This window comes from Rhodococcus sp. BE178, from assembly GCF_050433545.1.
Classification (GTDB): domain Bacteria; phylum Actinomycetota; class Actinomycetes; order Mycobacteriales; family Mycobacteriaceae; genus Prescottella.
In genome coordinates, this window is sequence record NZ_JBNPXA010000010.1 from 197388 (window position 1) to 209604 (window position 12217).

Annotated in this window: 13 protein-coding genes and 1 pseudogene; 6 read left to right on the plus strand and 8 right to left on the minus strand. The window is 68.9% G+C overall.

Going from position 1 to position 12217, the window contains the following annotated elements:
• Positions 1-59: 59 nt before the first annotated feature.
• Positions 60-1028, minus strand: a complete 969-nt coding sequence (locus tag J2X34_RS18575; RefSeq protein WP_429519006.1) for a Gfo/Idh/MocA family protein — start codon at positions 1026-1028, stop codon at positions 60-62.
• A gap of 2 nt (positions 1029-1030) precedes the next feature.
• Complete coding sequence (locus J2X34_RS18580; RefSeq protein WP_114723735.1) at positions 1031-2131, minus strand: DegT/DnrJ/EryC1/StrS family aminotransferase; 1101 nt, start codon at positions 2129-2131, stop codon at positions 1031-1033.
• Positions 2132-2241: 110 nt separating this feature from the next.
• On the opposite strand from J2X34_RS18580, the gene J2X34_RS18585 reads away from it, so the two are divergent.
• Positions 2242-2967 (plus strand): DapH/DapD/GlmU-related protein, encoded by a 726-nt coding sequence (locus J2X34_RS18585; RefSeq protein ID WP_429519008.1) that lies wholly within the window; start codon positions 2242-2244, stop codon positions 2965-2967.
• Positions 2968-3019: 52 nt separating this feature from the next.
• Positions 3020-4027, plus strand: coding sequence for a lysylphosphatidylglycerol synthase transmembrane domain-containing protein (locus tag J2X34_RS18590; RefSeq protein WP_429519010.1), 1008 nt, complete (start codon positions 3020-3022; stop codon positions 4025-4027).
• A gap of 15 nt (positions 4028-4042) precedes the next feature.
• On the opposite strand, the gene J2X34_RS18595 is transcribed toward J2X34_RS18590, so the two are convergent.
• The 4 genes from J2X34_RS18595 to J2X34_RS18610 all read right to left on the minus strand — a co-directional run bounded on the left by J2X34_RS18595 (position 4043) and on the right by J2X34_RS18610 (position 7773).
• The gene (locus J2X34_RS18595) at positions 4043-4582 is read right to left on the minus strand and encodes a pentapeptide repeat-containing protein (protein ID WP_114723783.1); all 540 of its coding nucleotides are present in this window, start codon (positions 4580-4582) and stop codon (positions 4043-4045) included.
• 175 nt (positions 4583-4757) lie between these two features.
• Positions 4758-5753, minus strand: coding sequence for a dTDP-glucose 4,6-dehydratase (rfbB, locus tag J2X34_RS18600; protein WP_429519012.1), 996 nt, complete (start codon positions 5751-5753; stop codon positions 4758-4760).
• Positions 5754-5784: 31 nt separating this feature from the next.
• Positions 5785-7176, minus strand: coding sequence for an MFS transporter (locus tag J2X34_RS18605; protein ID WP_429519014.1), 1392 nt, complete (start codon positions 7174-7176; stop codon positions 5785-5787).
• Positions 7177-7293: 117 nt separating this feature from the next.
• Positions 7294-7773 (minus strand): hypothetical protein, encoded by a 480-nt coding sequence (locus J2X34_RS18610; RefSeq protein WP_429519016.1) that lies wholly within the window; start codon positions 7771-7773, stop codon positions 7294-7296.
• Positions 7774-7999: 226 nt separating this feature from the next.
• On the opposite strand from J2X34_RS18610, the gene rfbA reads away from it, so the two are divergent.
• From rfbA to J2X34_RS18625, 3 genes are read left to right on the plus strand one after another with little or no spacing between them, the layout of a single operon-like run.
• Positions 8000-8875 carry a glucose-1-phosphate thymidylyltransferase RfbA gene (rfbA, locus tag J2X34_RS18615; RefSeq protein ID WP_114723708.1) on the plus strand — a complete coding sequence of 292 codons (876 nt, stop codon included), beginning with the start codon at positions 8000-8002 and terminating at the stop codon, positions 8873-8875.
• 1 nt (position 8876) lies between these two features.
• Complete coding sequence (locus tag J2X34_RS18620; protein ID WP_114723707.1) at positions 8877-9482, plus strand: dTDP-4-dehydrorhamnose 3,5-epimerase family protein; 606 nt, start codon at positions 8877-8879, stop codon at positions 9480-9482.
• Positions 9483-9486: 4 nt separating this feature from the next.
• Positions 9487-10602: a S1C family serine protease gene (locus tag J2X34_RS18625; protein ID WP_429519019.1), complete on the plus strand. Its 1116-nt coding sequence runs from the start codon at positions 9487-9489 to the stop codon at positions 10600-10602.
• 6 nt (positions 10603-10608) lie between these two features.
• Here J2X34_RS18625 and J2X34_RS18630 read toward each other — a convergent pair whose 3' ends face one another.
• The gene (locus J2X34_RS18630; protein WP_429519021.1) at positions 10609-11457 is read right to left on the minus strand and encodes an LLM class F420-dependent oxidoreductase; all 849 of its coding nucleotides are present in this window, start codon (positions 11455-11457) and stop codon (positions 10609-10611) included.
• Positions 11458-11545: 88 nt separating this feature from the next.
• The gene (locus tag J2X34_RS18635) at positions 11546-12058 is read right to left on the minus strand and encodes a GtrA family protein (protein ID WP_429519023.1); all 513 of its coding nucleotides are present in this window, start codon (positions 12056-12058) and stop codon (positions 11546-11548) included.
• A gap of 51 nt (positions 12059-12109) precedes the next feature.
• On the opposite strand from J2X34_RS18635, the pseudogene J2X34_RS18640 reads away from it, so the two are divergent.
• Positions 12110-12217: pseudogene (locus tag J2X34_RS18640) on the plus strand (superoxide dismutase); the annotation flags it as partial.

Consider the following 12217-nt stretch of genomic DNA (forward strand, 5'->3'; position numbering starts at 1 on the left):
AGTCGTCATGGCCGACTTCCCGACCGCCGCGTTGGTGCAAGCGGTGATCGCCCGCAACTTCAGCTGATCGCCGAGACCGCAGACACTGTCGCCTCGTGGACCGCGCGGTGCGCGGGCAGGATCGAGGCCCGTTCGGCGGCAACGTCGCCGGTGCCGTTCAGCAGTCCGACGAAGTGTCCGAGCTGCGCGGAGAGCGGCTCCTCGCTGTACCGGATCGTGGGGATCTCGATGATCGTCTGCTGGTGGTAACTGCTGCCGTCGGCGGTGATGTCGTCGTCGACGTGCCGGTAGACGGTGATGTCGCGGCGCAGCAGATCGATCTCAATGAGACGGTCCGCCTCGAGCAGCGACAGCTGACGGATCTTGCGCTGACTGAGCCGGCTCGCGGAAATGGTTGCCACCGCGCCGGATTCGAAGCGCATGATGGCGTCTGCGCTGTCCTCGGCGCGGTTCTCGATCGAGGTCGGATGGAAGTAGCCGAACTCGGCGCGGGCCTGGACAGGCTCCGAGCCGACGAACCCGATCGCGAGGTCCAGGTCGTGGATGAGCAGGTCGGTCGCGACACCGGTCGGGATGCGGGACACGAACGGCGAGTGCCGCGTGCCGGTCACCTGCCACACCTCGCCCGCGAACTCGCGGGCGGTGCGCACGGCCGGGTTGAAGCGCTCGAGCAGACCGCACATCAGCGGGACGTCGGCGCGCGCCGAACGCTCCACCAGGTCGACGCTCTGCTCGTAGGTGGCGGCGAGCGGCTTCTCCACCAGCAGCGGCTTGCCGAGGTCGAGGACGCGTCCGGCGAGTTCGTAGTGCGCGGGGGTGGCCGCCGCGACGACGACGGCGTCGACGCCGGACAGGTCGGTGAAGTCGGGCGCCCACTGCGCACCGCAGCGCTCGGCCACCGCCTGGCCCTGCTCGGCGTTGGGCTCGATCACGAGCGCGAGGTCGGTCAGCGGCGACTGCGACACGACGCGGGCGTGCAGCGAGCCCATCTTGCCGGCACCTATCAGGGCGATCTTCGGGTTGCTCATGCTCACGCCTCCATCGCGCCGCGGACCGCGGCGATGATCTGGTCCACGTCCGACTCCGACAGTCGAGCGTGGACGGGGATGCTCAGGCAGCGGGCCGCGACCGACGTCGCGACCGGGGTGTCCTCGATGACGACGCGCGGGTGCTCGCGGTAGCACTCGTAGTCGTAGACCGCCTTCGGGTAGTAGATGCCGCTGCCGACACCCCGCTCGGTCAGCCGGGCCGACAGGGTGTCGCGATCGATCGGCGCGTCCTCGGCCAGCAGCAGCGTGAACTGGTGCCACACGTGCTCGCGGCCGGGCAGCTCGCTCGGCAACTGCAGACCGGCGACATCCTTCAGGCCCGCCTGCAGGGCCTCCGCGTTGCGACGCCGCGCCTCGACCTGCTGCGGGTACGACGCCATCTGCGGCAGCGCGAGGCTGGCCTGCAGGTCCGTCATCCGGTAGTTCTGGCCCGCCATCTCGTAGACGTACCGTTCCCGCATGCCCTGGTTGCGGAGCACGCGCAGGCGGTCGGCGAGGACGTCGTCGTCGGTGGTGATCATGCCGCCCTCGGCGGTGGTGAGGTTCTTCGTCGCATAGAACGAGAAGCAGCCGAGCCCGAAGCTGCCGGCGCCGCGGCCGTCGAATGTCGCGCCGTGCGCCTGGGCGGCGTCCTCCACGACGGACAGCCCGTGCTCGGCGGCGAGCGGCATCAGCGCCGCCATGTCCGCCGACTGGCCGTACAGGTGCACCGGCAGCAGGACCTTCGTCCGGTCGGTGATCCGGGTGGCCGCGACGGCCGGATCGAGGTTGAAGTCGGCCTCGGAGATGTCGGCGAAACGCGCCGTCGCACCGGCCTCCAGGATCGCGTTGAGCGTCGCCACGAAGGTGAACGGGCTGGTCAGCACCTCGTCGCCGGGCTGCAGGTCCTGCACCTGCAGGGCAGCGACGAGCGCCGTGGTGCCGTTGTTCACGGCCACCGCGTGCCGGACACCGACCAGCGCCGCGAACTCCTCCTCGAGCCGCTTGACCTTGGGGCCTTGCGCCACGATCCCCGACCGCAGCGTGTCCAGGACCTCCCGTTCGACGTCCTCCCCGAACGAGATGCTCGAGATTGCAATCACTGAATGGCCCTCCGATAGATTCCTTCGAGACACCCCGCGAATCATCGGGGGCAACCGCCTGAGGGTAGCGAAGTGCTGCCTCCCGCCCCCGGAAGGATTCCCGCCGGACCATGTCGATCGGACAGAACTGTCACATCCACCCCACCGCTGTGATCGGCGACGCCGTCGTCATCGGCGACGACGTGACCGTCGGACCGCACGCGGTCCTCACCGGTCCGCTCACCATCGGTGACCGGTGCTGGATCGGCGCGGGCGCGGTGCTCGGCGCGCCCCCCGAGATCCTCGGTGCCGCGCACCCCGCCTCGTGGTCGGAGCCGGCGCCGCACCGCGGCATCGTGATCGGCGCCGACACCACGATCCGCGAACTGTCGACGGTGCACCAGGGCAGCGAGCGGGTGACGACTGTGGGCGCCGGGTGCTTCGTCATGAACCGGGTCGCGATCGAGCACGACGTCCAGGTCGGCGACCGCTGCGTCGTCTCGGCGGGATCGACGTTCGCCGGGCACGTCAGCGTCGGCGAGGGCGCGAACATCGGCATGCACACCGTGGTGCATCAGCGCCGCATCGTCGGCGCCGGCGTGGTGACCGGCATGGGCACCGTCGTCGTCAAGGACGTGCCCCCGTTCGCGAAGGCGTTCGGGAATCCGGTGGAGCTGCGGGGTGCCAACACGATCGGCATGAGCCGGTCGGGAATCGCGGAATCCGATGTCGCCGCGGTCGCGCAGTTGTATACGCCCGGAACGTCCGCGGGCACCGTTCCGGACGCCCTCGCGACCGCGTTCGACTGGTGGCGTGAGCGTGCAGCGAAGCCGCTCGCTTTCCCTGCCACCGCATGACCGGTTGCTATGGTCGAGAAGCCCTGACGGACCACGCGAGGAGTGGACTCGGATGACATCCGACACCGATTCCGTCGCCGAACCGCCGGAGTCGCCGCCGAACACCAAGCGAACGCTGCTGGTGAACGCCCTCCGGATCGTCGTGACCGTCGCGATCGTCGTGGCGATCGGATTCGCGGTGAAGTCGCAGTGGACCGAGGTCCGCGGGACGATCCACGACCTGTCGTGGTGGTCGCTGGTCGCGTCGACCGTCTTCATCTTCCTCGGCATGGGCGCCGCCGTCCGTGCGTGGCAGCACACGCTCGGCGCGCTCGAGCAACCGATTCCCGCGTTCGACGCGGCCCGCTGCTACCTCGTCGGCCAGCTCGGCAAGTACCTGCCCGGCAGCGTGTGGGCGTTCGTGCTGCAGACCGAACTGGCGCGCCGGGCCGGCGTCTCCGGGGCGGCGGCGTTCATCACCGTGCTGGTCACGGTGGGGCTGAGCACCACGTCGGCGCTGCTGGTGGGCCTGCTCGGGCTGCCGGCGTTGTTCCAGATCGGCACCCCGGCCGCGGTCGCGGTGATCGCGCTGGTGCCCATCGCGCTGATCTGCGCGTATCCGCCGGTGCTGACCCGGCTCGTGAACATCGCACTCAAGGTGCTGCGCCGCGCGCCGCTGCAGCGGCCGCTCACGATGCACAAGATCGGGCTGGCGCTGATCTGGTGCTCGGTGAGCTGGGTCGCCTACGGCGTGCACCTGTGGATCCTGGCGTCCACGTTCGGCGGGTTCGGCACCGACCGGCTGATCGCGTCGATCGGCGCGATCGCGCTGGCGATGTGCGCCGGCGTACTGGTCTTCGTGGTGCCGTCCGGGATCGGCGTCCGCGAGGCGGTGATCGTCGCGGCGCTCGCCCCGGTGGCCGACTCCGGCACCGCACTCGCGCTGGCGCTGACGTCGCGGCTGCTGTTCACGCTCTGCGAGGTGCTCGCGGGAACGGTGGCCGCGCTCGCCGGCAACCGGGCCCTGCGCAACGCGCTGGTGCACGAGCAGTCACGGGTGCCGCTCGCCAGCAAGGCGTGAGCACGCCCGGCATGCTCAGCTGAGCGTGCCGATACCGAGCGAGCCGGCGGCCAGCGAACCGATCCCGGTCTTGAGCGAGCCGTAGGTGAAGGATCCGGTGTTCGCGGACCCGAGGTTCCCGGAACCGGTGTTGGCCGAACCGACGTTGCCGGAACCGGTGTTCGCGGACCCGACGTTGCCCGACCCGGTGTTGGCCGACCCGACATTGTTCGATCCGGTGTTGGCCCATCCCAGGTTGAAGGAACCGGTGTTGTCGGGGCCGATGTTGTTCCAGTCGATGCTGCTCGCGCCGAGCAGTCCGAGACTGCCGAGTCCGGCGACGACGGCCGAACCGATCACCCCGGCCTGCACCTCGGCGGGGCCGACGACGCCGACTCCGACCGCGTCCTGGCACGGCAGCGGCAGCTCGAGGCCCGGCGCCACCGCATTGGTGACGTTGGCCAGCAGACCCTCCACCCGGACCGGCGAGCACGGTGGGGAACCCGCGACGGGGTCGGCCGCGGCCTGACCCGTTGCCGTGCCCAGGCTCACCGCCGCGACGGCGGCTGCAACCATGCCGGCCCTCACGGACACACGGCGGCTACGACGTGACTTGTTCTGCGGTCCGGCCCCCATACGAGTGCCCCCTCCGGTTCGACGACCGAGTGAACTGTCCCGACACGAATGCTGGTCACGCTACCGCGACCGGGTACCCGACGTGGCCGGATCGGGGCGTTCGTGCAGGCTGGGGCTACTGCCCGGTGCGCGCGTATCCGGCCTCGGTCGTTTCCTTGGCCGGACGCCACCACTCGGGATGGTCCCGGTACCACTGCACGGTGGCCTCGAGGCCGCTGCGGAAGTCCCGGTAGCGCGGCTCCCAGCCGAGTTCGGTGCGTAGGCGTGTCGAGTCGATCGCGTACCGCAGGTCGTGACCGGGGCGGTCGGGGACGAAATCGAAGTCGTCAGCAGGTCGCCCGAAAAGCTCCAGCAGCATCGCGATCACGGTGCGGTTGTCGACCTCGCCGTCCGCGCCGATCAGGTACGTCTCCCCCAGTCGGCCGCGCTCGAGGACGTCCCACACCGCACGGTTGTGATCGTCGACGTGGATCCAGTCGCGGACGTTGCGACCCTGCCCGTACAGCTTGGGGCGGACGCCGTCGAGCAGGTTGGTGATCTGCCGCGGGATGAACTTCTCCACGTGCTGGAACGGGCCGTAGTTGTTGGAGCAGTTCGACAGCGTCGCCCGGATCCCGAACGAGCGCGCCCACGCCCGCACCAGCATGTCGCTCGACGCCTTGGTCGACGAGTACGGGCTCGACGGGTTGTAGGCGGTGGACTCGGTGAACCGGGCCGGATCGCCCAGTTCGAGGTCGCCGTACACCTCGTCGGTGGAGATGTGGTGGTAGCGGACGTCATGGTCACGGACGGCCTGCAGCAGCGTGAACGTGCCGACGACGTTGGTGCGGACGAACGGCCACGGGTTGGCGAGCGAGTTGTCGTTGTGCGACTCGGCGGCGAAGTGGACCACGGCGTCGGAGTCGGCGACCAGGCGGTTGACGACCTCCGCGTCGGCGATGTCGCCGTGCACGAAGTCGATCCGGTCGGCGACCGCGTCCAGCGAGGCCTTGTTTCCGGCATACGTCAGCGCGTCGAGGACCGTGACGCGGACATCGGGTCGTTCCGCGACGGTCTGGTGGACGAAGTTGGCGCCGATGAACCCGGCGCCACCGGTGACGAGCAGCCTCATACCGGGGAGACTACCGAGGGACAGTGCCCGCTCACGCCGACGCCGGTTCCGGCTTCGCCTCCTCCTCCGCCTCGCCCGGGATCGAGGTGCCGCGGAGAGAGACGCCGGCCGTCTCGCGGAGGAAGGCGACCGAGACGAGACCGATGACGCACGCGCCCATCATGTAGATCGCTGGGAAGAGGTTCCAGCCGGTCGCGTGGATGACGGCGTCGTTGACGAGCGGGGCCGTGCCGCCGAACAGCGCCGTCGAGACGTTGTAGCCGATCGCGAATCCGGCGTAGCGGACCTGGGTGGGGAACATCGCCGGGAACGTCGCGGAGATGGTCGCCAACTGCGGCAGGTACAGCAGGCCGAGGACCGCGAAGGCGATGAGCGCCCAGACGAAGCCCCTCGCCATCAGCCAGTACATCGGCACGGCGGCCACGAACAATCCGATCAGCGACGCCCACCACATCGGTTTGCGCCCGAGGGTGTCCGACCAGCGTCCGAAGAACGGGATACAGGCCATCATGACCAGTTCCCCGACGAGGATGATGATCGTCGTCGACTGCGTGCTGAGACCGAGCGTCGACTCCAGGTACGTCGGTTGGTACGTGAGCAGCGTGTAGTTGACCACGTTCAACGCGACGACCATGCCGGTCAGGATCAGGATCGGCCGCCAGTAGTTCTTCAGCAGGTCGGCGAGCCCGCCCAGGATCGAGTCCTGGCTGTCGCCCTGCGCGTCCACCTCGTTGAACACGGGCGATTCGTCGAGTTTGCTGCGCAGGTACCACCCGACCAGGCCGAGCGGCAGGGCGATGAGGAACGGGATCCGCCAGCCCCACGCCGCCATGTCGTCGTCCGAGATCATCAGCTCGCACAGCATCACGACGGCGGTACCGGCGGCGAATCCACCAAGGGTTCCGAACTCGAGGAAGCTGCCGTACCGGCCGCGCTTGTCGTCGGGCGCGCACTCGGCCATGAAGGTGGCTGCGCCGCCGTACTCGCCGCCGGTGGAGAAGCCCTGCACTACCCGCAGCGCGATCAGCAGGATCGGCGCCATGATCCCGATCGACGCATACGACGGGATCGCCGCGATCAGCGCCGTCGCACCCGACATGAGCAGAATTGTGGTCGCCAGCACCGCTTTTCGTCCCAACCGGTCGCCGAGCGGACCCCAGATCATGCCGCCCAGCGGGCGGAGGACGAACGAGATCGCGAATCCGAGCATCGTCCCGATCGAGCCGAGATGCCCGGGAAAGAAATTCTGGGTCAGATACGTGGCGGTGGTGGCGTACACGCCGTAGTCGAACCACTCCGTCGCGTTGCCCATCGCCGAACCGGCGATCGCCTTGCGCAACGTACGGCGATCCACGTCCTGGCCCGCAGCGGCGGAGCTCGTAGCCGACCGTTCTCCGGGACCGCACGTCGTCGATTCCTGCATGCGTCTGGTCCCTTCAGGCGGGGAACTGCCGGGGGCAGGTCTTTGGTCATCGGTCGATTCGACGCTAACGGGACATGTACGACTCTGCTTGGCACGAGGACGCGGCGGGACCGGAGATCAGGGGACCTCGAAGAGTGCAACTCCCGACCCCACGGGGACGTGATCCCCGGTCTGATAGGAGGCTGCAGTTGCGACGACCGTGCCGCTACCGGTGACCACCGTCGCAGGAACGTACCGGCAGAGGTCTTCCTGCGGAATCGGGCGGCTGTAGTCGATCGGAACACGGCGGACCTCGGCGGTGCCGGTAGCCCCGGTCGTCAAGTTCTTCCAGTTCACACTGACGCCGATGCAGTCGTACAGGTCGATCGCGTAGGTCGCCGGACGCGCCAACTGGAACGTCACTTCGCCCGGCGCTCCTGTCGTGGCGGTCGGGGCCAGCGGGACCACCGGCGGGATCCAACATCGGAATCCGACCCGGCATCCTGACAGGAACGTGACCGGAATCTGAAAGACCGTGGTCGTGGGTGCCGGACCGGCTATCGGGTCCGCAATCGCGGCGCGCGAACCGAGAATCGGCGCCAGGACGGTCGCGGACACGGCAGTTCCCGCGACGAGTAGACGGTGGATCGTCGGACAGCGCACTGGGTGCCTCCATGGTGGGATCCGCCCCGACCAGGCTGTGACGGCTCAGCGTAGTCAGCGGCGATCGGCTGCTCCCGCCGAATACCGGAACGTGACCGCGAATCCACCACAATCGCGTCGTAGCCGACCGGCCTCGGCACTCCCCTGAGATCCCGCCGCCCCGCGTGAAACACTGCTCTACATGCGCGGAATCATTCTGGCTGGTGGCACGGGCAGCCGGCTGCACCCGATCACGCTGGGCGTGAGCAAGCAGCTGGTGCCCGTCTACGACAAGCCGATGATCTACTACCCGCTCTCGACGCTGATGCTGGCCGGGATTCGCGACATCCTGATCATCACCACCCCCGGCGATGCGGACCAGTTCCGCAATCTGCTGGGCGACGGCTCCCGGTTCGGCATCTCGCTGAGCTACCAGGTGCAGCACGAACCGAACGGTCTCGCTCAGGCGTTCGTGCTGGGCGCGGACCACATCCGTTCGGATTCGGTGGCGCTCGTCCTCGGCGACAACATCTTCTACGGCCCTGGCCTGGGCACCACGCTCACCCGATTCCACGACGTCAAGGGCGGCGCGGTGTTCGGGTACTGGGTGTCGGATCCCGGCGCGTACGGCGTCATCGAGTTCGACGACGCGGGCACCGCGATCTCGCTGCAGGAGAAGCCGGCGGCGCCGCGGTCCAACTACGCGGTGCCAGGGTTGTACTTCTACGACAACGACGTCGTCTCCATCGCGCGGGACCTGACGCCGTCGGCGCGCGGCGAGTACGAGATCACCGACGTCAACCGCACCTATCTCGAGGCCGGACGCCTGCAGGTTGAGGTGCTGCCGCGGGGCACCGCGTGGCTCGACACCGGCACGTTCGATTCGCTGCTCGACGCGTCGAACTACGTGCGCACCATCGAGCAGCGGCAGGGCCTCAAGATCGGCGTTCCGGAGGAGGTGGCGTGGCGGCGCGGCTTCATCTCGGACGACGAACTGCGCGAGCGCGCGCAGCCGCTGGTCAAGTCCGGTTACGGCACGTACCTGCTGGGACTGCTCGACCGCGGCAGAGAATGGTGACATGGATTATCGGGAGTTGAAGGTTCCGGGGGCGTGGGAGATCACGCCCCGACAGTTCGGCGATCACCGCGGGGTGTTCCTCGAATGGTTCAAGGAGCCGGGCTTCACCGGTTTTTCCGCGGCGATCGGCCGGACGCTGGACCTGCAGCAGGCGAACTGCTCGGTGTCCGCCGCCGGTGTGCTGCGCGGCATCCACTTCGCCGACGTCCCACCCGGTCAGGCCAAGTACGTCACGTGCGTCAAGGGTGCGGTCCTCGACGTCGTGGTGGATCTGCGGGTCGGGTCGCCGACGTTCGGGCAGTGGGATTCGGTGCTGCTCGACGACGTCGACCGTCGCGCGCTCTTCGTCTCCGAGGGCCTCGGGCACGCGTTCCTGTCGCTCGAGGACGACTCGACGGTGATCTACCTGTGCTCGGCCGGCTACAACCCCGAGCGCGAGCACGAGGTGAGCCCGCTGGACCCCGGCATCGGCATCGAGTGGCCGGGCGTCGGACGCGACGGCACACCGCTGCAGTGGACGCTGTCCGACAAGGATCTCGCCGCGCCGACACTGCTGCAGGCCCGCGATTCCGGTCTGCTGCCGGTGTACCGGGAGGGAAGCGACTGAACCCATGAGAGCGACGAGGGTGCGCCGCGCCAGTGCTGCCGTTGCAGTGCTCGTGGCCGCAGGCCTCGCGCTCCTGGCCATACCTCTCGAACACGGCACAATCGACGCGTCGCCGCCGGCGACGACGACGTCGGTCGTGGCACCGGCTCCCCCGCCGGCCGTTCCGCTTGCCCCGCAGGAACTCTCGGCCCGCGTCGTCCCCACGATCGTCACCGTGACAACCCACTCGGCGCTCGGTACGACGGCGGGGACCGGAATCGTCCTGCACCCGGCCGATTCCGCGGCCATCGTGCTCACCAACCATCACGTGATCGACGGCGGCACCGACATCGCGGCGACCAGCATGCACGACATGCGCCGGTATCCCGTCGAGGTCGTCGGCTACGACAGCTCCCGCGATCTCGCGGTGCTCCGACTGCCCGGCGGCAACGCCCTGCCGACCGCGGCGCTGGGGTCGGCGCACTCGGCGCGTGTCGGCGATCCGGTGACCGCGATCGGGAACGCGGAGGGCGGCGGGGTGCCGGTGCCGGCACCCGGCGCCGTCACCCGGCTCGGCGTCACGGTCACCACCCGCAACTCCACCGACGGCTCCCGCAATCAGCTGTCGGGGCTGATCGAGGTGGACGCCGACGTCCGGCCCGGCGACTCGGGCGGCCCGCTGGTGAACGCGTTCGGCGAGGTGATCGGGGTCAGCAGCGCCGGGAACGCCGTCGAACGTGACGTGCCGCAGGCGCCCGCGCCGAAGTCGTACGCGATCCCGATCGACTCGGCGATGGAGCTGGTGGACCAGGTGCTGACCGGCCGGCCGTCGGACACGGTCCACATCGGCCCCACCCCGATGCTCGGGGTCAGTGTCCGCGACCACCGCGACCCGATGTCGAACGTGCCCGCGGGTGCGGAGGTGACGCTCGTCAGCTTTCGCAGCCCGGCCGAGGTTGCCGGACTCGCACGCGGCGACGTGATCGTCGAATTCGACGGCGTACCCGTCCGCGCCGCCGCCGACCTCACGATCCGGATGAACGCCCTCCACCCGGGTGACCCCGTCCAGCTGCAGTGGATCGACGCCACCGGCGCCCCGCGATCGGGGTCGCTGGTGTTGCAGGAGGGCCCGCCTCGCTGACCGGCGTCAGCCGATGCCGAGCTTGCCGGCCAGGCGCTGCAGGTACGCGCGGACCTCGTCCTCGGAGCTGTCGGGCATCCCGAACAGCGCCTCGCTGATGCCGAGATCCTGCCAGCGGGCCAGCCTCTCGGCATCCGGCTTGCCGGCGAGGACGATGATCTCGGGCTGCCCGGAACGGCCGGCGTCGGCCCAGATCTTGCGCAGCAGCGTGACGTTGTCCTCGATGTCCTGCTCGATCGGCGTGGTGATCCAGCCGTCGGCCGAGCGCGCGATCCATGCGAACGTCTTCTCCGACGCGCCCGCACCCACGAGGACCGGCGGACGCGGCTGCTGGATCGGCTTGGGCCACGCCCAGCTCGGCCCGAAGCTCACGAACTGCCCGTCGTACGACGCCTCCTCCTGCGTCCACAGCGCCTGCATCGCCTCGAGGTACTCGCGCAGCGCGGTCCGACGCTTCTTGGGGTCGACACCGTGGTCGGCGAGTTCCTCGGCGTTCCAGCCGTAGCCGACGCCGAACGTGACGCGCCCACCCGACAGGTGATCGAGGGACGCGATGGTCTTGGCGAGCGTGATGGGGTCGTGCTCGAGCGGCAGCGCCACCGACGTGCCGAGCCGGATCCGCGATGTCACCGACGCGGCGGTGCCGAGCGCGACCCACGGGTCGAGGGTGCGCATGTAACGGTCGTCGGGCAGGGCCTCGGTGCCGGTACCGGGGTGGTTCGACTCGCGATTCACCGGAATGTGCGTGTGTTCGGGCACGTAGAACGCGTCGAAGCCGCATTCCTCCACTGCCTGCGCGGCCGCCGCGGGGGTGATGCCTCGGTCACTGGTGAACAGGCTGATGCCGTAGCGCACGATCTGACTCCTCCGCGTGGTTCGGTTCAGGAAATGTAACCTGTTCCAACCGAAACCGGAAGTGTCTCCAGACAGGTGTCCAGCAGCGTCAGCGGATCTTGAAGATCACCGCGCGCTGGACCACGAAGTTGATGACCGTCGCGGTGCCCTGCGCGATCACGAATGCCAGCGGCACGCGCCACCATTCGTCCGGGAACACGTTGTTCATCACCGCGTTGAGGCCCACCTGCACACCGAAAGTCACGCCGTACAGCACCACGACGGCGACGAAGCGGGCCCGACTCGGCTCGGCCTTGAACGTCCAACGACGATTGATGAGGTACGCGGTGGTGGTGCCGGCGACGAAGCTGATGGCCTTCGCGACGTCACGCTGCAGCCCCAGTGCGAGCATCAGCACGTACAGCCCGAAGTCGACGACGGCGGACAGGCCACCGGTCAGCACGAAGCGCACGATCTGCGTCTTCAGGTCCGGCGCGTCGTCGGCGATGGACTCGGTGACGGGGATCTCGACCGGCAGCGGGACGTGCGGTTCGTGGGCGTGGGGGGTTCCGGACACGGGAACGAGCGTAGGCGAACCGTACGCGCGGATCCGTGGTGACATCCGGCACAAGCGGTAGACCTCGAGCGCACTCGAGGTTGCATGATCAACTACATGACCGTTTACTCGCTGCCCGATCTCCCCTACGACTACGCCGCCCTCGAGCCGCACATCTCCGGCAAGATCATGGAGCTGCACCACGACAAGCACCACGCCGCCTAC